Source organism: Acidovorax sp. A1169 (assembly GCF_030704685.1).
Classification (GTDB): domain Bacteria; phylum Pseudomonadota; class Gammaproteobacteria; order Burkholderiales; family Burkholderiaceae_C; genus Acidovorax.
The window spans coordinates 77,202-96,648 of the sequence record NZ_JAUZDX010000021.1; the positions used below are offsets into that span (position 1 = coordinate 77,202).

A 19,447-nucleotide genomic window follows, 5' to 3' on the forward strand; every position below is an offset into this window, starting at 1 on the left:
CCCTCGTCGGTGTTGGTTGCTTAGTTTCCTGAAAGCCGCACGGCGGTAGCCGGCTCCGGTCTGCCGCCTGAGTGGACCCAGCCAACGTGACAACGACATGACCACGAAAACAAGTGACTTAGGACAAAATTAGGTCTAAGTTAAGTCTTGTGTGGCCTAAGTGGGCCGCATAGTATTTGCCCAACGCGTCCGTTTGAGGCGCAGGCGACCCAGGCGAGGCCACCATGGCCCCTGGATCCGCCACCACAACAGGAGACAAGCCTTGGCACGCTGGCACAACTGCGGCACCGAAGACCTGGACGTTCTGCAGACCATTTTCTGGTCCGCAGGCGCGTCGCGGCATGCGCTGGCGCAGCGGCTGGCCTACTCCAAGAGCAAGGCCAACGCACGGGTGGCGGCCTTGCTGGATGAGGGCCTGCTCGACGAGGTGGGCCTGCAGGAGTCCTCTGGCGGCCGACGTGCCGAAACCTTGCGCCTGAGCGAGACCCTGGGCGTGGTGATCGGCGCCGACCTGGGCGCCACCAGCATGCAGGTGGCCATCATGCGGCCCGACATGACGGTGCTGGCACGGCACCGCGAACCAATCGACGTGCGCCAGGGCCCGGGCGTGATCCTGGCGCGGCTGCGCGGCCTGATGCGCGAGTTGATGGCGCGCTGCGGGCTACCCGCCTCGCAGGTCATCGCCATCGGCATGGGGGTGCCGGGGCCGGTGGACTTTGAAAGCGGCCAACTGGTCAACCCTCCGCTGATGCCCGACTGGGACGGCTTTTCCATCCGCGACTACCTGCGCGAGGCCTTTGCCGCACCGGTCTTTGTGGACAACGACGTGAACCTGATGGCCCTGGGCGAGCTGTGGCGGCTGCAGCGCAACCTGCCCAACTTCCTGGTCATCAAGATCGGCACCGGCATCGGCTGCGGCATCGTCTGCCATGGCCAGGTGTACCGGGGCGCCAATGGTTCGGCCGGTGACGTGGGCCACATCTGCGTGGACCAGGCCGGCCCACGTTGCCACTGCGGTAACCAGGGCTGCGTGGAGGCCATGGCCGCCGCGCCTGCCATGGCGCGCATGGCGCTGGCCGCGGCCCAGGCGGGCGAAAGCGCGCTGCTGGCCGAGCGCCTGCAGGCCACCGGCACCCTGACCACCGAAGACGTGGCCCAGGCCAGCCGCGCGGGCGACGTGGCGGCCAACGCCATCATCCAGCGCGCGGGCAACCTGGTGGGGCAGATGCTGGCGTCCATCGTCAACTTCTTCAACCCCTCGCACGTGTTCATCGCGGGCCGGGTGGCGGACATGGGACCGCTGTTCCTGGCCTCGGTGCGCCAGAGCGTGTACCACCGCTCGCTGGCGCTGTCCACGCGCCACCTGGAGATCCAGTACGCCCCCCTGGCCGACGATGCCGGCGTGGTGGGCGCGGGCGTGCTGGCCATGCAGGAGAGCATGGCCCAGTCCTCGCGTTCTGGAGGGGCCGCACGATGAGCGTCGCCGTCGAGTTCCGCAACGTCACCAAGGAGTTTGGGCCCGTGCGCGTGCTGCACGGCGTGGGCTTTGCGTTGCAGCCGGGCCGCGTGTACGGCCTGCTGGGCGAGAACGGTGCGGGCAAGTCAACGCTGATGAAGATACTGGCCGGGTACGAGAGCCCCACCACTGGCGAGGTGGTGGTCGACGGCGCCGTGCGCGCCCCCGGGGGCGGGTCGCGCGCGGCCGAGGCCCAGGGCATCGTGCTGATCCACCAGGAGTTCAACCTGGCGGACGACCTGACGATTGCGCAGAACGTCTTCCTCGGGCATGAGATAAAAAAGGGCCTGTTCCTTGACGACAAGGCCATGCGGGAGAAGACCCGCCTGGCCTTGGCCCAGGTCGGCCTGCCGCTGGACCCCGACACCCGCGTGAAGAAGCTCATCGTGGCCGAAAAGCAGCTGGTGGAGATCGCCCGCGCGCTGGCCCGCAATGCGCGCCTGCTCATCATGGACGAGCCCACCGCCACGCTGACCCCCGGCGAGACCGAGCGCCTGTTCGCGCTGATGGCCGAGCTCAAGGCCGCGGGCGTGACCATCATCTACATATCGCACAAGCTCGACGAAGTGGAGCGCACCACCGACGAGGTGGTGGTGATGCGCGACGGCCTGCTGGTGGCGCGCGAGCCCACGGCCAGCGTCACGCGGCGGCAGATGGCCAACCTGATGGTGGGCCGCGAGCTGGCCGACTTGTTCCCCGCCAAGCTGCCCGCCCCGGCGGGCGAGCCCATCCTCCAGGTGCGCGGCCTCACCGTGCCCGGCTGGGCGCAGGACGTGGATTTCGAGGTGCGGCGCGGCGAGATCCTGGGCTTTGCCGGCCTGGTGGGTGCCGGCCGCACCGAGCTGTTCGAGGGCCTGTTGGGCCTGCGCCCGCGCTCGGCCGGTACGGTGGAGCTGGCGGGCAATGCGGTGCAGCTCAAGAGCCCGCGCGACGCCGCACGCCACGGCCTCACCTACCTGAGCGAAGACCGCAAGGGCAAGGGCCTGCATGTGCACTTCAGCCTGCGGCCCAACCTCACGCTGATGGCGCTGGAGCGCTATGCCAAGCCCTGGCTCAACCCGGCGGCCGAGCAGGCCGCGCTGCGCGATGCGGTGCAGGAGTTCGGCATACGCACCGGTTCGCTCGACGTGCGCGCATCGTCGCTGTCGGGCGGCAACCAGCAAAAACTCGCGCTGGCCAAGGTGCTGCACCCCGGCCCTACCGTGGTGGTGCTCGACGAGCCCACGCGCGGTGTGGACGTTGGCGCCAAGCGCGAGATCTACCACCTGGTGCAGCGCCTGGCCGCGCAGGGCCTGGCGGTGATCGTGATTTCGTCCGAACTGATGGAGCTGATCGGCCTGTGCCACCGCGTGGCGGTGATGCGCGCCGGCCGGCTGCAGACCACGCTGCAAGAACCCCATTTGACCGAAGAGGAGTTGATCGTCCATGCCACAGGTACCCGCTGAAAACGCCCCGGCCGCGCCGGTTGCAGGTAGCCGACACGGCGCCGCTACCGCCTGGTGGGGCAAGCTGCACGGGCTCGGCCCCGTCATCGGCCTGGTGCTGCTGTGCATTGCCGGCACGCTGCTCAACAGCAACTTCGCCACCTACGACAACGTGATGAACGTGCTCACGCGCACGGCCTTCATCGGCATCATCGCGGTGGGCATGTGCTTCGTCATCATCTCGGGCGGTATCGACCTGTCGGTGGGCTCCATGGCGGCGCTGATCGCCGGCTCGGTCATCCTGTTCATGAACGCCATGGCGCCCGTGCTCGGCTCCCCAATGGCCGCCGTGGTGGTCGGCATGCTGCTGGCGGTGGTGCTGGGCGCAGTGTTCGGCCTGGTGCATGGCCTCTTGATCACCAAGGGGCGCATCGAGCCCTTCATCGTGACGCTGGGCACGCTGGGCATCTTCCGCGCCTACCTCACCTACTTCTCCAACGGTGGCGCCATCACGCTGGACAACGAGCTGTCTGACATTTACAGCCCCGTGTACTACGCCAACCTACTGGGCGTGCCCATCCCGGTGTGGATCTTTTTGCTGGTGGCGCTGGTCGGCGGCGTGATCCTCAACCGAACGGCCTATGGCCGCTACGTGCAGGCCATCGGCTCCAACGAGCAGGTGGCGCAGTACGCCGCGGTGGATGTGCACAGGATCAAGATCCTGACCTACATGCTGCTCGGGGTGTGCGTTGGCATCGCCACGCTGCTCTATGTGCCGCGCCTGGGTTCCGCATCGCCCACCACGGGCCTGCTGTGGGAGCTGGAGGCGATTGCCGCGGTGATCGTGGGCGGCACCGTGCTGAAGGGCGGGGCGGGCAGCATCACCGGCACGGTGGTGGGCGCCATCCTGCTGTCGGTGATCAGCAATATTTTGAACCTCACCAGCATCATCAGCGTGTACCTGAACGCGGCAGTGCAGGGCTTCGTGATCATTGCAGTGGCCTTCATGCAGCGTGGAAAACGGTGATGGCTTATTGAATCGGTTTCTCGGTTTTTTGGTAGGTGTTATTGACTTTCGTGTTCCCCAGCCGGCCAGCTTCCATGGCCTTTTTCATCAAAGCAACAGCAACAGGAGACAACGCATCATGAACAGCCAATTTACTTTCACCCGCCGCCTGGCTCTCTCGGCCGTGGGCGCCGCAGCCGCACTGGCGCTGGCCGGACCGGCCATGGCGCAGGCCAACAAGGTCGTGGTGGGCGTTGCCATCCCGTCGGCCACGCACGGCTTCACCGGCGGCATCGTGTACTGGGCCAACCAGGCCAAGAAGGACCTGGAGAAGGCCCACCCCGGCCTGCAGGTCATCGTCAAGACGGCCGGCGGCGCGCCCGAGCAGGCCAACCAGCTGCAGGACCTGGTCACGGTGAACAAGATCAACGCTTTGGTCATCTTCCCGTTCGAATCGGCCGCGCTGACCAAGCCCGTGGCCCAAGTCAAGGCCAAAGGCGTGTACGTGACGGTTGTGGACCGCGGCCTGACCGACACCAGCGCGCAGGACGCCTATGTGGCCGGCGACAACACCGCTTTCGGCAAGATCCCGGCCGAGTACATCGCCAAGGCGCTGGGCGGCAAGGGCAACGTGGTGGCCATGCGCGGCATTGCCACCACGCTGGACAACGAGCGCATGGACGCCTTCAACGCGGTGCTCAAGAACCACCCCGACATCAAGCTGCTGGACGCCAAGTACGCCAACTGGAACCGCGACGACGCCTTCAAGGTCATGCAGGACTACCTCACGCGCTTCCCCAAGATCGACGCCGTATGGGCGGCCGACGACGACATGGCCGTGGGCGTGCTCAAGGCCATCGAGCAGGCCAAGCGCAAGGACATCAAGCTGGTGTTTGGCGGCGCCGGTGCCAAGGGCATGATCAAGACGCTGGCCGACGGCAGCAACCCGCTGATCCAGGCCAACGTGTCGTACAGCCCCAAGTTCATCTACGACTCGATCAAGCTCACGGCCGAAGCGCGCATCAAGGGCGACAAGCTGCCGCCCACGACCATCATTCCTTCGGTGCTGATCACCAAAGAGAACGCCAAGAGCTTCTACTTCCCTGACTCTCCATTCTGATCAGGACGCCTGATGGGGGTCTCGCCCCATCGCAGCGGCGGCCGCCCGGTGGGCTGGTCGCTGCCCCCATTTTCTGGAGCGCCACCATGCCAAGACCCGTCACCCTCTTCACCGGCCAGTGGGCCGACCTGCCGCTGGCCGAGCTCGCGCCGCTGGCACGCAGCATGGGCTACGACGGCCTGGAGCTGGCTTGCTGGGGCGACCATTTCAACGTGCAGGAGGCGTTGGCCTCCGTGCAGTATGTGAAGGACAAGCATGCTTTGCTCGCCCAGCACGGCCTGCAGTGCTTCGCCATCGGCAACCACCTGGTGGGCCAGGCCGTGTGCGACCGCATCGACGAGCGCCACCAGTCCATCCTGCCGCCCCACGTGTGGGGCGACGGCGACCCTGAGGGCGTGCGCCAGCGCGCAGCCAGCGAGCTGGCCGACACGGCGCGGGCCGCTGCGAAGTTTGGGGTGAAGACGGTCACGGGCTTCACGGGCTCTTCCGTGTGGCATGCGATCTATGCCTTCCCGCCCACCAGCCAGGCGTACTGGGACAAGGGCTTTGCCGACTTCGCGCAGCGCTTTGGCCCCATTCTCGACGTGTTCGAGCAGCACGACATCAACTTCGCGCTCGAGGTGCATCCCACCGAGATCGCCTTCGACATCGCCTCGGCCGAACGCGCCATTGCCGCCGTGGGCGGGCACCGGCGCTTCGGCTTCAACTACGACCCGAGCCATCTGGCCTACCAGGGTGTGGACTATGTGAAGTTCATCCGCCAGTTTGCCGACCGCGTCTACAACGCCCACATGAAGGACGTGTGGTGGGGCAAGGGCGACGGCACGGTGGGCGTGTTCGGCGGGCACACCAGCTTTGGCGATGCGCGGCGCCACTGGGACTTTCGCAGCGTGGGCCGCGGCATGATCGATTTCGAATCCATCATCGTCGCCCTCAACGACATCGGCTACCAGGGCCCCCTGTCGGTGGAGTGGGAGGACAGCCGCATGGACCGCGTGCACGGCGCCACCGAGAGCGCGGCCTTCTGCAAGCGGCTCGATTTCAAGCCGGCCGCCGGCGCCTTCGACGCCGTCTTCGCCCGCGACGAGCAACCGAAATAACCAACAAGGGTATCCATGTCCTCTGAACGCAAGCTGCGCTACGCCATGGTGGGCGGCGGCAACGGCGCCTTCATCGGTGCTGTGCACCGCAAGGCCATGGCGCTGGATGGGCATTTCGAGCTGGTGGCGGGCGCGCTCTCTTCCTCGCCCGAGCGCGCCCGCGCCTCGGGCGCCGCCCTGGGCCTGGCCGACGAGCGCAACCACGGCAACTGGCAGGACCTGCTGGCCGACGAGCTGCGCCGCCCCGCCGGTGAGCGCATCGACCTGGTGAGCATCGTCACCCCCAACCACATGCACCACCCGGTGGCCCTGGCCTTTGTGCAGGCGGGCTTTCACGTGGTGTGCGACAAGCCGCTGGTGCACACCAGCGCGCAGGCCGATGAACTGGTGGCTGCCGTGCGCCAGGCCGGCACCGTGTTCGGCGTGACCTACAACTACACCGGTTACCCCCTGGTGCGCGAGGCGCGCCACCTGGTGCACAGCGGCGCCCTGGGCACTCTGCGCAAGGTCACGGTCGAATACAACCAGGGCTGGCTCGCCACTGCGGTCGAAGAGGGCGGTAGCAACAAGCAGGCCGACTGGCGGCTGGACCCCGCGCGCAGCGGCGCCGTGGGCACCATGGGCGACATCGGCTCGCACGCCGAGAACCTGGCCGCCACCGTCACCGGCATGGAGCCCGAGTGGCTGTGTGCCGATCTCACCGCCTTCGGCGCGGGCCGCCGCCTCGACGACGACACGCAGATGCTGCTGCGCTACGCCAATGGGGCGCGCGGTGTCATCGTGGCATCGCAGGTGGCAGCGGGGCTGGAGAATGACCTGCGCCTGCAGGTCTCGGGCACCCTGGGCACCATCACCTGGCGCCAGGAAGATCCCAACCACCTGGTGCATTCGCCGGTGGACGCGCCGCGCCGCATCCTCACGCGCGGCGCACCCTGGCTCAGCCCGTCTGCGCTGCGCGCGGGCCGCATCCCATCGGGCCACCCCGAGGCCTTCATCGAGGCCTTTGCCAACGTCTACCTGGGCGTGGCTGCGGACATCCGCGCCCATGCCACCGGCCAGCCGGCCGACCCGCTCGCGGCCGACTACCCGCGCGTGCAAGACGGCGCGCGCGGCGTGCGCTTCATCGAGAAGGTAGTGGAGTCCGCGCGCAGCGAGCGCAAGTGGACGGCGCTGGCGGGCGAAGGGGTGTGAGCCAGGCACTGCTGCGTCACCAACGGCACTGAGCGGCCCATTCCTGCGACGGGGGCGATGGCGCGGCAAGCAGTGCGCGCTGCATGCGCTCGCACGACTTGCAGCCCATGTGCAGGCCCATCGTCGAGCCACGGCCTGCGCCATCTCTCAGCGCGACGGCATGGCGGCATGGCACGGAAGAGCGCCACGCCGGTGAGGCAATTCTCCGCACCTGCGGAGTCACTGCGCGGCGTGCGACTCTGAGCATTCCGCGAACAGCCCACCCTGCGTGCTGCTGCGCGATGCAGCCCCTGCACATTCCGTTCAGGCACATGCAAAAATACGAGGGTGAAGGCCCTCTTCAGGCCGTGCCTGCCGGCTATCACCTGCGGCGTCCAAACGCTCTCCTTGTGCCTGTCTCTGCAGCCCGGTGAGCCCCGGTTTTCGGGCGTTTCGCTGCCATTCCTTCTACAGCGCAGGCTCTAACAGATTTCCGGCCACTTTCAGGCCGATTTCCCGCGCCAATTCGATTTGTGAAATCTATTGGATTTTTATTTTGATTGTTTGTTTTGTATTTTGTTGCCACTCTAATACATAAGCACTATGGCTAATTGCAAGGCGATGGGGGATGCTTCGCTATCGCTTTTGGAGGCGTGAAGGATGCTGTAAATGCCTTCACTTCTCCTATGAAAAAAACCCTTTTTGACGGCGAAATCGGGGCACTGTCAAGGCGGGAAAAATCGACCGAAAACCACCCGAAAGAGTGATTGTTTTTTTCTTGACTTCAGTTATGCATTGTTTACAGTCGTTACATTTAGCAATCTTTCTTGTGTGCTCTTTTTTCAACGCCTGAGGACGTCATGCGACCACTTTTTTCCCACTTGCCTATGCGGCGCAAACATGGCTCTGCCAGTCAAAGGGCAGCGCAAGGCGGCTTCACTTTGGTGGAGCTGGCGGTCGTTCTGGCCGTCATCGGCCTGATCATTGGCGCCGTCGCCATCGGCAAGGATGTACAGCGCAACGCCGAGTACACCAAGATCAAGAACAAGTTCATCGACCAGTGGGAGCAGGCCTACAACCAGTACTACCAGCGCACGGGCGTGGTGGTGGGGGACAGCCAGGTTGCGCCGCGGATCATGGTGAATGGATCGAACTACACGGCGGTGGCTCCCTTGCCAACGTCGGGGGGCGATATGACTGCCATCGCTCCGCCGGCCACAATTTGTCAACACGCTCCAGAGGCCGGTGCTGTACGAGCTACGGTCACGCCACTGCTCACCCTCCGGGAGCTGATCACGCGCACCGGTATCCGCATGCCGCCTGGCCGTGCGGAAGGGCAAGAGGATCTGTATGTTTACACCGACACCAACGGTTCTCCTCAGGAAATCCAGGTGTGCTTCCAGTGGAATCAACCTTCGTCAGCGGAGGGCTCTGGCAATGTCATGGTGATCGCTGGCCTGACGCCTGATCTGGCCCGCATGCTGGACCAGATGATCGACGGCAAGCCAGATGCACAGGAAGGGCGTTTCCGCATGAGGGGTGTGGACAACGGCACTGCCAATGGTCCTGGTGTGGAGTGGAAAGGCAATAACACTTATGGCCACGGTACCGCCGCCCCTACGGCTGCTGCATCTGGCGCCACGCGAGATGAAGACCAGGTCATGACATTGACCGCCATTTACAAGATGAATCAGTAAGCCGCGTGCGGGAACACCATCATGAAAAATTCACTCAAGCAACCCCGTAGCAGCCTGAGCGCAATGCGCCAGCAAGGCTTCACCCTTGTTGAACTTGCCGTGGTCCTGGCTGTCATCGGCCTCATCATCGGTGCCGTTGCCATCGGCAAGGATGTGCAGCGCAACGCCGAGTACACCAAGATCAAGAATAAGTTCATTGATCAGTGGGAGCAGGCCTACAACCAGTATTACCAACGCACGGGTGTTGTGCTTGGCGATAGCCAGACAGCTCCACAGAATATGGTGAATGGTCAGGCTTACATCGCTACGGCTGGCGCAGTTCGCTCTGGCCGGGATATGAGCGCGATCGTGCCTCCGGCGGCCATTTGCCGTGGGTCCCTCGGACAGGGCATGAATCGATTGACTGTCAATACCGGCCTTCGTGAAATGATGACGCGCGCGGGCATCCGCATGCCTCCAGGCCGCGCAGAAGGCCTTGAAGACCGATACGTGTACCTGGATAGCAACGGCAACCCCCAGGAAGTCCAGGTCTGCTTCCAATGGAATGCGCCGATGAATTCAGCGACTGCTGACGCCTCCACCAAAGGTGACGGCGCTGGCAACGTGATGGTGATCACAGGCTTGACGCCGGATCTCGCGCGCTCGCTGGACCAGATGATCGACGGCAAGCCTGATGCTCGCGAAGGCCGCTTCCGCCGTGAGGGCATCGTCAACAACGTCGGTGGGGCCATCAATGCACCAGGCCAGGAATGGCAGGCCAGTAACCGGGACAAGATCGGTACCTCCGGCAACGCAGGTACCCGCGACTCGAACTTGGATGAAGACCAGGTGGAAATCGTCACGGCCATCTACCGCATGAATCAGTAATTGACTGGGCTTTCGCCAGTCACTCTCATCAAACAATCCCCTCATTCAACCTCGTCGGAGATTTCGATGAAACAGATGCAATCTTTTCGCAAGCTCGGCCGCAAGGTCCAGCAAGGTTTCACCCTAGTAGAACTGGCCATCGTGCTGGCCGTCATCGGGCTGATCATTGGCGCCGTGGCCATCGCCAAGGATGTGCAGCGCAATGCCGAATACCAGAAGGCTATCAACAAGTACGCCTTCCAGTGGAAGATGGCTTACGACCAATACTACCAGCGCACCGGCGTTGTGTTGGGCGACTGCCAGCAAGCACCGATCTTTGCGGTTAATGGAACTGAAACCACAATCAACAATGGTTCCGCTTGCACTCGGGCAGGCTCCATGGCAGTGGCGGGTATTCCAGGGAATTTTGGCAACGGCGGCCTCAAAATCTGCAGCGGCCAAGGCTATACCGCAAATACTGTTGGATCTGGCGACAAAGGCTTGGCCAAGCAGAATCTGCGCGAACTCATGACCCGTGCTGGTGTGCGCATGCCGCCCGGTCGCGGTGAAGGGCATGAGGACCGTTTCCTGTACGTGGACTCCAATGGCAACGGCGCTGAACTGCAGGTTTGCTTTCAGTGGAATCCGCCAGGAACAGCCAGCGGTGCAGGTAACGTGATGGTGATCCGGGGCCTCACTCCCGACTTGGCGCGTTACATGGACCAAGTGATTGATGGCAAGCCCGACTCCCGCGAAGGCCGCTTCCGCATCCAGGGCCGCCCAGTCCATGACAACACCGCGGACGCGAATGCTCCCGGCACCCAGTGGGAAGCCAACAACACACAGGGTGTGAAGCTCGTCACGACGGATCCCAGCGGGTCAGTGATGGCCGGCAACGTCGACGCGCCTTCCGCCGTGGTCAATACCAGCGGCAATGCTGGTGGCACCGTCACGGGCCGTACGTTGGACGAAGACCAGGTCATCCTGCTGACCGCCCACTGGATCATGGAGCAGTAATTGAACGGCACCCGTACCGTCAAGCTCGGGGCCCTGGCCCTGGCCACCGCCTTGCTGGCTGGTGGCGCCTGGCTGGCGCAAAGTGGGCTCAAGCGGCTGGCGTTCGAGCGCCAGCAGACAGCCCAATTGCGCCAGAGCCTGGACAGCGCCCGTAACCTCATGCCCGAGGTGGAGCAGCGCGAGCGCCTCGTGCAGTCGCTCAAGCAGGTGGCGCAACAGGTAGACCGCCTGGGCTTCGATCCCGCGCAGTGGGGCGAGCGCAAGCTGCGTCGTACGGTGGGGCCCGCCAGTCGGGTGGAAGCGGCTCAGTTCCTGGGCGAGTTGGGCCGCGGTGGCGCGGGTTCCATCTTCGTCGCCGATGTTTTCGAGATCGCCACGGCGACCCCGGAAACAGGTTTGTTCCACTCGCCCTTGCCGGGTGACAGAGGGCTGACGCTGGGAGCCAGCGGCACGCTGTACTTCCAGACGGTTTCCGTTGCCCCCCCGCCCAGGACCATGCCATGAGCGCTGCTGCCGAACACGTTTACCGCGTCGCCAATGCCGGGTGGGTGCATTGCCACGGCCACGAGGCGCAGGACGTGCCTGCCTGGCCCCGGCTCACGCATACCGCGCTGGTGGTGCTGGACCTGGACGACGTCTTCACCGATGTCTGGCGCTTTGAGGGCAAGTCCGAATACGCCACGGCGCTGATCGAAAAGCGCGTGCGCACGCAAGGCTTGGTGGAGGGATCGGCCCACATCATCATGCACCGCATGCTCAAGTTGCCCGGTGGCTTCCAGGCCTTTTTCTCGGCGGTGTCGCTGGATCTGTGGCAACGCAGCTCGCAGTGGGCGAAGGAGCAGAACGACCACTGCCTGGTGATGACCACCGGTGGCCTGCTGTGCAATGGCGTGGACGTGGGCCAGGCGCGCCTGCTGCTCTCGCAGCGCCGGCTGATGTGCTTTGCCCACAGCGAGGAGGGCATGGTGTTCGCCTCGACCCAGGCGCTGGGTTCGGGCGCTTCGGCCATGACCAGTTCTGCCCAGGTGCTGGTGGCCAACCAGAGTGCGCTGCTCAGCCGCCTGGGGCCCGATGCGGTGGAGTGGGGTGCCTTGTGGAGTACTCAGCCCGCCGATGGCGAGATCTGTGTATCGGCCCTGCAGGGCGTGCTGGGCAGCGCACCCGTGGTGATGCAGGCTGCGGAACTGTCGCTTGCAGGCGAGCGGGTGCAGACGGTGATGCCAGCTTTGGCGCGTGACGCTGCAGGCCGGCATGCCCTCAACCCCTTTTCGGAGCGCGTGGCCTGGCGCGCAGAACGCTGGGTGGCATCGATCACGGCGCTCACGGCGGTGGTTGGCGGTGCGTTGGTTGCCGTGGGTGCATTCACCAGCCAGCAGGCGGATGTCCAACGCGAGGAAAGCCAGACCCAGCGCGCGCAGCTTGCGGCAATGCAGCAACGCATCCAGGCCGTGACTACGGTGCAGGCACCCCAGCAACTGCTGCCGGTGGCAGAGTTTTCTCGCACGCTGGATGAAGGTGCGCGCTACGACCCCATGGCCTTCCTGGCCGTGCTGAAGGCTTCGACGAACCAGAACATCCGCATCGTGCGTGTGAAGCTGGAGTCTGCCCAGCAGCCACAGACCCGCCCGCGCGCCTTCCGCGTGGACGGCGTGGTGGCACCCGGTGCATCTGCATCCATCACCCGTTGGGTGAGCCAGATGGTTGCAGCCGGCTGGACGTTGAAGGCCGTGGATCCGGCAGATTCCACCCCCGGTGCTTTCTCCTATGAACTGGTTGCCAAGGCTGCCGCATCCGGAAACTTGAAACCATGAAATACGCAGCACTGCTCTTGAATGTGGTTGCCGTCGCATTGCTAGGCTGGGCGATGTACGGCGTGGTGCAACTGGCCCAGGCGCGCACCCCCAATGTACGCCCACCTGAAATGGCCTTGGCCGCACTGCCGGAGGCGCTGCGCACCGACCAGGCGAAGGTGATGGATGCCTTCGGAGCGATGGCCCGCGTGCAGCAACAGGCGGCCGCCCAGGGGGTCGACCCGCAAAGCCTGATCGCGTTGCCTGCTCCCGGCCGCGAAATCGTGGGCAGCGTGCAGATGCCACGCCGCTCGCTGTCGCTGCACCTGGATGACCTGGCTGGGGAAACGCAGTCCGTCGTGATCGACGACCGCCTGGCCCGCCAGGGCACTTGGCTGGCGGAAGGCGGCCGCATCACCAGGGTGGAGCCCAACAAGGTCGTGATCTCCGAACGCCTGGGTCGCCAGACGCTGACCCTGCCCGAGACGGGGCTGCGGGTCGGCACCTTGCGCTGGCCCGATGGCTCGCTGGCCAGTATCAACACCCAGCAGTTCAAGGCGGGCGTGCCCGGCACGGCGCAGGACAACGCCCAGGGGCAGATCAGGAGCCTGCCGTGAACCTGGGCGCCGCCGTGACTGTGCGTGCACCGGCGGCTCCCAAGTAATGGCCAGACAGCCTGAAGTGCGCACCCAGAAGAACCAACTTTCAAGAAATCCATGAAGCACCCGAGTGGTGCCAAGGACAGCGATATGAACCAATCTCCGATCTTCACGCCCATTGCCTTGCTTTGCGCTGCGTTCATTCTCAGTGGGTGCGCCAACAATCCACCGCGCAGCGTATCGAGCCTGCCCGCGCCGGACACCGCGGCTGCCGATCAGATGCGCGAGAACGCGGTGCAGGAGGCCAAGCGCCTGCTGGAGCACCAGCAACTGCTGCTGGCCGAACTGAACAGGGCCGCGCAGCCTCCGGTGATTGTGCCCATGGCGCCCGTGTTCGATCCGCTGGAAGGCAAACTGATCAACGTGGCCATGTCCAAAGCCAGTATCAGCCAGATCCTGGGGGCATTCGCCGATGCCGGCAACCTCAACCTGATCGTGGACCCCAACGTGCTCAAGGGCGGACAACTGGCCGACATGCACTTGCGCCAGGTCACGCTGCGCGAAGGCTTCAACGAAGTCATGCGCACCTACGACGTGGCGGGTGAGTTCCGCGGCAACACGCTGCGCGTGAACCTCACCGAAGAAAAATTCTTCTCCCTCAACTTCCTGAACGCCAAGACAAGCATCCAGATGGGTTCTGGCGGCAATGTGTTCGGTGGCAGCGGAGGCAGTGGCGGCGGCAGCAGCGGTGGTGGTGGCAGCAGTGGCGGCGGCTCGGGGGCGCAGCAGGGCAATCTGACACTGTCGGGCTCCGGTGGCAGCAGCACCGACCCCTACCAGGACATCGAAGGCGCGCTCAAAGCCATCCTGGGTGATGGCCAGCAAGGCCGCAACCAGCCGCAGCTCCAGCAGATGCAGTCTGGACAGGGCCAGCAGATCGCCCCCGGCGCGTCTTCCGCCTGGATCGGTGGTTCCGGCCAGCAGGGCGTGCAGCAAGGCGCCCTGGCGGCATCCACCATGGGCGAAGACACCGGCTTCACCCTGAACAAGATGACGGGCACGCTTTATGTCAAGGGTCGCCCGTCAAAGATGCGCGCCGTGGAAAAGATGCTTGCCCAGGTGCACAAGGTGCTGGGCAAACAGGTGTATGTCGAGGCACAGCTGATCGATGTGCAGCTGTCTGACAACTTCGAATTTGGCGTCGACTGGACCTCGCTGCGCAGCCGCCTGGCCACGGGCTTCGGCTCCTCGCCCATGCAGATGGGCGGAAGTGCCGGGACCCTGCCCAACGCAGGCAATGGTTATCCGGCGCGTGCGATCTCTATCCCCGCTGCGCTCATCGGCAGCCTCACGGGGCCTGCGTTTGGCGCCTCCTACCAAGGCAGCAACTACGGCATCGTGATCAACGCGCTGCGCTCGTTCGGCAACCTCAAGGTTCTGTCCAACCCCAATGTGCAGGTTCGCAATGGCACGCCAGCGCTGTTGTCGGTGGGCACCAGTTCGCGCTACGTGTCGCAGTCGGCCTCCACACAGACGGCGCCCGGGGGCGGTGCAACCACGACCTCTTCCAGCGTGCAGACCGACACGGTGTTCTCCGGCGTGATGGTGGGTGTTCTGCCCATGGTGCGCGAAGACGGCCGCATCGAGCTGCTGATCAATCCCATGCAAAGCGACGTGGATCCCGCCAGCCTGCAACTGGTGGCCGTGGGCGGTGACAACCTCGTATCGCTGCCCAAGGTGAGCTACAAGGGCCTGACAACCACCCTCAACGTGGGTGACGGCGACGTGGTGGTGGTGGGCGGGCTGATCGACCAGCGTACGTCCAACAACGACCGTGGCGCGCCAGGTGTGTCCGATGTCCCTTTGCTGGGCAAGCTGTTCGGCAATGAGAACAAGGTGCATGGCAGCCGTGAGCTGGTGATCGTTCTGCGGGCGCGTGTGCTATGAGCCTCATCCACGACGCGCTGAAATCCATGGATACGGCAGCAGCAGCCCCTGCTGCGCCCGCTCCAGTGCGGCCGCGTGCCAATGCCGCGCCGCGCGGCGGCCGTCCTGCATGGCTGGACGGTGCCCTGGCCTTCGCCATCGTGGTGGCTGCGGGTGGTCTGGGTTGGGTGATCTGGCAGAGCCAGAAGCAACCCAAGCCCCAGCCGTACGTGGTGGCCCCGGCTGCACCAGCACCTCAGGTGGTTCTTGCTCCTGCAGCGGCCGCTTCGCTGCCGTTGGTAGCGGTGCAGACCACCGCTGGTACCACGCCGATTGCTGATTCGCCCGTGGTGGTTGCTACGACCGCAATGCCTGCGCCTTCGGTATCCGCACCAGCCGCGCAACCACGGTTTGTACTAGCCCCGGTGCAGGCCGCCGAGCCCGCTGCTGCCGTGGTGGTCGCGCAGTCCGCAACCAGCCAGGCTGACAACGTAACGGTAGCACCGCGGCCTGCGGCAATGCCTCGCCCCGCGCTTACGGCGCGCGCTGCCGTACAGCCCGCAGTGGCGCCGCTGTCCGCGCCGGTGGTGGACGAAACGCCGGTGGAGTTGCGCTTCGCCCGCTTCGTGGCCGCCATGAAGAACAACCAGACCGTCGATGCCGAGCGCGAGCTGGCCGCCCTCAAGGCCCGCCTGCCCGCTGGCTCCCTGGGCCTGCTGCGTGCCCAGGCCTGGTTCGACCTGCGCGGCGGCAACGATGCCGCCGCTGCCGAGCAGTACCGCGCCATCCTGGACCGCATGCCTGGCGATGAAGAGGCATCCATCAACCTCGCCAGCATCCACAGCCGCCGGGGCAAGCCCGAGGAGGCCCGTGCGACGCTGGACACCGCACTGCGCCTGTCCCCCGACTCTGCCGCGCTGCGCTCTGCCCTGGGTCAGTTCACCCCCAACGCCCGCCAATGAGCACCAGCCCTGTCTACGCGACGCTGGGTCTGTCGCGCAATCCCTTCCCTCCCACGCCGGACGCGGGGTCGTACTTCTTTACGCCCCGATTGGAAGAGGATTTCGCGGAGGTCGCGCACTGCATCGAGGCACGCAAGGGCTTCGTGCTGCTCACCGGCGAGGTGGGCCTGGGCAAGAGCACCATGGTGCGGCGCCTGCTCGATACGCTCAAGGACAGGAATTGCCGCTCAGCGCTGGTGCTGAACACCTTCCTGCAGGACAGCGCACTGCTCTCGGCCATCCGGAGCGACTTCGGCCTGCCGCCCAGTGACTCGGTGGAGCAGGGCCTCGCCCGGTTGACGGAGTTCCTGATCGAGCGCCATAAGGCCGATGAAACCAGCCTGCTGGTGATCGACGATGCGCAGAACCTGAGCGTGCAGTCGCTCGAACTCGTGCGCCTGCTGTGCAACCTCGAAACCGGGCAGGAGAAGCTGCTGCAGATCCTGCTGGTGGGCCAGCCCGAGCTGGAAGACACCCTGGCCGCGCCCGAGCTGCGCCAGCTCAAGAGCCGCATCGTCAAGCATGCACGCCTGTCGGGCCTGCAAAAGGACGAAATGCCCCGGTATTTCGACTTCCGCGTCAACGCGGCGGGGGCCGAAGGGCGTTTGTCCATCGAGCCGGCTGCGGTCGATATCGTCTACCGCGTCACACAGGGCAACCTGCGCCAGATCCACCTGGTGCTGGACCGCTGCCTCTATGGGCTGGCCAGCACCCGCGGCTCGGTGATCACCGAGGCGCTGGTGCAGCGCGCTGTCTCGGATATGCCGGCGCTGGGCGATGACGCTGCCACCATCGCTGCCGCCGTGGCACGCCCACGCCGCCGCTGGGCCTGGGTTGCTGCCGGCCTAGTGGCCGGAACCACGGCCACCGTGGCGCTGGCCAGTTGGGGGCTGTCTTCTTCCGGCGGCAGTGCGCCGCCGGTGGCCGATGTCGCCCCGAAGAACTCACTGGCGCTAGTGCCAAAGGCTGCGCCCGAGGCGCCAACGCCGGCTCCCGTCGCGCAGATGCCGACGGTGGCGGAGCCCTCACCTGCCGTAGCCGCATCGGCGGCCGCTGACCCCAGCGCTGCCGCAGCCTCTGCGCCCGTGTCCGTAGCCGAGGTTTCTCCCCGCATTGCCTGCGAAGCCCAGCTCAAGGCCATCGCCACCGCAGACGACGTGCTGCAGGTGCAGCGCCTGCCGCAGCCCCGGGGCGCCAATGCCAATGCGCTCAAGCCCATGCCCCGTGTTTGCCGCTTTACCGACGGCAAGGATGCATGGGTGGCGTGGCTGGGCCGCAGCGAGGCGCGCCACATCCTGGCGGCCCAGCAGGCCACGCGCAACGTGCAGCTCAAGCTCAAGGGCCTGGGTCTGCTCGATCCGCGCGAGCTGGACGACGGCTTCTTCGGCTCCAAGACGGGGGAGGCTCTTGCCCGCTTCCAGCTGCAACACGGGTTGGCCCCCACGGGCAAACCAGACGAACTGACTTTCTTTATCTTGGAGCAGCAGAATGTATCCGCCCGCTGACCCGGTGCTAGACGCCGCCCTTTCGCTGCCGCCCGGCACTTCCGTCACCGACCGCCTGGCTGCCCTGCAGGAGAAAAGCCCCTCCCTGGGGGCGGCGCTGGTGAATGCCGGCGTCGTCTCGTCCGTGGCGATCGACTACGTGCTGCAAAAGCAGAAGATCGAGAAGGTGCCCATGGGCAACCTGCTCGTGGAACTGGGCTTTGCCAGTGCCAACGAGGTGGCCCGCCAATTGGCCGGCCAGCGTGGCCTGCTGTTCGTGAACGCCGCCGAGCTGCCCGAGCCCGACCCCGCCGTGGCGGCGGTGTTCAACCGCTCGCTGTGCCTGACCTACGGCTTTTTGCCTGTGCGCGAGCATGAAGGCAAGATCGAGGTGGTGCTGGGCGATGCCCAGCCCGACGCCGTGCGCGAACTGGTGATGCGCAAGCTGGGCAAGGCCTGCCATTTCTTCCAGGGCGAGTTCGACAGCGTGGCCCAGGCCATTCAGCAGCACTACTACTTTGCCGACAACCCGCCCACGCGCCTGGTCGAGAGCGAGGTGCGCAAGCTTGAGGCCGACATCGACCGGGCCTACAGCCCGGCGCGCTTGCTCGAACACATGCTGCACCTGGCCGTGCGCGAGCGCGCCACCGACATCCACCTGGCGCCCACGGCGCGCAGCCGCTCGGTGCTGCTGCGGGTGGACGGCGTGCTGCGCCCGGTGTTCGCCCTGTCGCCCGCGCTCGACCGCCTGGTGGTCTACGTCAAGCTGCAGGCCGACATGGACGCCAGCGAGCAGCGCCTGCCGCAGGACGGCAGCTTCACCGCGCAGGTGATGGAGCACAACTACACGATCCGCGTCTCCACGCTGATCTCCGAATTCGGCGAGCGCATGGTGTTGCGCCTGCTGCCCGAGCGCAGCAGCCTGGACAAGCTGGCCGACCTGGGCTTTCTGCAGGAAGACGTGACCGTGATGGCCAAGGCTTTTGCCAAGCCGCACGGTCTGATCCTCATCACCGGCCCCACGGGCTCTGGCAAGAGCACCACGCTGCATGCCGCCCTGCGCATGCAGCCGCTGATTGAGCGCAACGTGCTCACCGTGGAAGACCCGGTGGAATACCGCGTGCCCGTGGCCTGCCAGACCGAGGTGAACCGTCGCGCGGGCTACGAGTTCGCCAATGCCATGCGGCACTTTCTGCGGCACGACCCGGACATCATCCTGGTGGGCGAAATCCGCGATTCCGAGACCGCGCGTGCGGCCCTGGATGCATCGTCCACCGGCCACCTGGTGCTTTCCACCCTGCACGTGGGCAGCATCTTTGGCGTGATGCCGCGCCTGAAGCTGCTGGGCGTGGACACCGAGACCATCGCCGAGAACCTGGTCGCGGTTATCAACCAGCGCCTGGTGCGCCGCATCTGCCCGCATTGCGCCAAGCCCCGCCTGGCGACGGACGACGAGCGCCGCTGGCTGGGCCTGACCAACCCCGACTCGGCCCCGCAGGTGTTCCACGGCGCGGGTTGCCACCACTGCCGCGACACCGGCTACCTGGGACGGCTGCCGGTGTACGAGATGCTGGTCGTCAACCGCGACCTGGCCGACGCCATCGCCTCCGACGCCACGCGCGCAGAAATCCGCCAGCGTGCCATGGGGGCGGGCATGCGCCCGATCCTGACCCTGGCGCGCAACCGGGTGCTGGCGGGGGAGACCACCATGGAAGAGATCCTGCGCACGGTGGGCGAGGACTGACCCGTCT

16 protein-coding genes are annotated in these 19,447 nt (G+C 65.5%); all 16 read left to right on the top strand.

Annotated features, from left to right (window positions below):
• The first annotated feature begins 262 nt into the window (after window positions 1–262).
• The 16 genes from QYL93_RS26045 to QYL93_RS26120 all read left to right on the top strand — a co-directional run bounded on the left by QYL93_RS26045 (window position 263) and on the right by QYL93_RS26120 (window position 19,440).
• A complete protein-coding gene (locus tag QYL93_RS26045) occupies window positions 263–1,477 on the top strand; it encodes an ROK family transcriptional regulator (RefSeq protein WP_370877038.1) in 1,215 nt (404 codons plus the stop codon).
• Window positions 1,474–2,961 carry a sugar ABC transporter ATP-binding protein gene (locus QYL93_RS26050; RefSeq protein WP_305746396.1) on the top strand — a complete coding sequence of 496 codons (1,488 nt, stop codon included), beginning with the start codon at window positions 1,474–1,476 and terminating at the stop codon, window positions 2,959–2,961. Before QYL93_RS26045 ends, QYL93_RS26050 begins: the two co-directional genes overlap by 4 nt.
• A complete protein-coding gene (locus QYL93_RS26055; RefSeq protein WP_305746397.1) occupies window positions 2,942–3,967 on the top strand; it encodes an ABC transporter permease in 1,026 nt (341 codons plus the stop codon). Before QYL93_RS26050 ends, QYL93_RS26055 begins: the two co-directional genes overlap by 20 nt.
• Window positions 3,968–4,085: 118 nt before the next feature.
• The gene (locus QYL93_RS26060) at window positions 4,086–5,066 is read left to right on the top strand and encodes a substrate-binding domain-containing protein (RefSeq protein WP_305746398.1); all 981 of its coding nucleotides are present in this window, start codon (window positions 4,086–4,088) and stop codon (window positions 5,064–5,066) included.
• 86 nt (window positions 5,067–5,152) lie between these two features.
• On the top strand, window positions 5,153–6,166 hold the full coding sequence (locus tag QYL93_RS26065) for a sugar phosphate isomerase/epimerase (RefSeq protein WP_305746399.1): 1,014 nt from the start codon (window positions 5,153–5,155) through the stop codon (window positions 6,164–6,166).
• Window positions 6,167–6,181: 15 nt separating this feature from the next.
• The gene (locus QYL93_RS26070) at window positions 6,182–7,357 is read left to right on the top strand and encodes a Gfo/Idh/MocA family protein (RefSeq protein ID WP_305746400.1); all 1,176 of its coding nucleotides are present in this window, start codon (window positions 6,182–6,184) and stop codon (window positions 7,355–7,357) included.
• 866 nt (window positions 7,358–8,223) lie between these two features.
• Window positions 8,224–9,033: a type II secretion system protein gene (locus QYL93_RS26075; RefSeq protein ID WP_305746401.1), complete on the top strand. Its 810-nt coding sequence runs from the start codon at window positions 8,224–8,226 to the stop codon at window positions 9,031–9,033.
• Window positions 9,034–9,054: 21 nt separating this feature from the next.
• A complete protein-coding gene (locus tag QYL93_RS26080) occupies window positions 9,055–9,900 on the top strand; it encodes a type II secretion system protein (RefSeq protein ID WP_305746402.1) in 846 nt (281 codons plus the stop codon).
• A 66-nt stretch (window positions 9,901–9,966) separates the two neighbouring features.
• Window positions 9,967–10,896, top strand: a complete 930-nt coding sequence (locus tag QYL93_RS26085) for a type II secretion system protein (RefSeq protein ID WP_305746403.1) — start codon at window positions 9,967–9,969, stop codon at window positions 10,894–10,896.
• Entirely contained in the window at window positions 10,897–11,400 is a 504-nt protein-coding gene (locus tag QYL93_RS26090; protein WP_305746404.1) for a hypothetical protein, read from the top strand.
• Window positions 11,397–12,707 carry a hypothetical protein gene (locus QYL93_RS26095; protein ID WP_305746405.1) on the top strand — a complete coding sequence of 437 codons (1,311 nt, stop codon included), beginning with the start codon at window positions 11,397–11,399 and terminating at the stop codon, window positions 12,705–12,707. Before QYL93_RS26090 ends, QYL93_RS26095 begins: the two co-directional genes overlap by 4 nt.
• Window positions 12,704–13,303: a hypothetical protein gene (locus QYL93_RS26100; protein WP_305746406.1), complete on the top strand. Its 600-nt coding sequence runs from the start codon at window positions 12,704–12,706 to the stop codon at window positions 13,301–13,303. The genes QYL93_RS26095 and QYL93_RS26100 overlap by 4 nt, the downstream gene beginning before the upstream one ends.
• A 132-nt stretch (window positions 13,304–13,435) precedes the next feature.
• Entirely contained in the window at window positions 13,436–15,232 is a 1,797-nt protein-coding gene (gene mshL / locus QYL93_RS26105) for a pilus (MSHA type) biogenesis protein MshL (protein WP_305746407.1), read from the top strand.
• Window positions 15,229–16,173, top strand: coding sequence for a tetratricopeptide repeat protein (locus QYL93_RS26110; protein ID WP_305746408.1), 945 nt, complete (start codon window positions 15,229–15,231; stop codon window positions 16,171–16,173). Before mshL ends, QYL93_RS26110 begins: the two co-directional genes overlap by 4 nt.
• Complete coding sequence (locus QYL93_RS26115) at window positions 16,170–17,717, top strand: ExeA family protein (RefSeq protein WP_305746409.1); 1,548 nt, start codon at window positions 16,170–16,172, stop codon at window positions 17,715–17,717. Before QYL93_RS26110 ends, QYL93_RS26115 begins: the two co-directional genes overlap by 4 nt.
• A complete protein-coding gene (locus QYL93_RS26120) occupies window positions 17,701–19,440 on the top strand; it encodes a GspE/PulE family protein (RefSeq protein ID WP_305746410.1) in 1,740 nt (579 codons plus the stop codon). The genes QYL93_RS26115 and QYL93_RS26120 overlap by 17 nt, the downstream gene beginning before the upstream one ends.
• Window positions 19,441–19,447 lie beyond the last annotated feature (7 nt).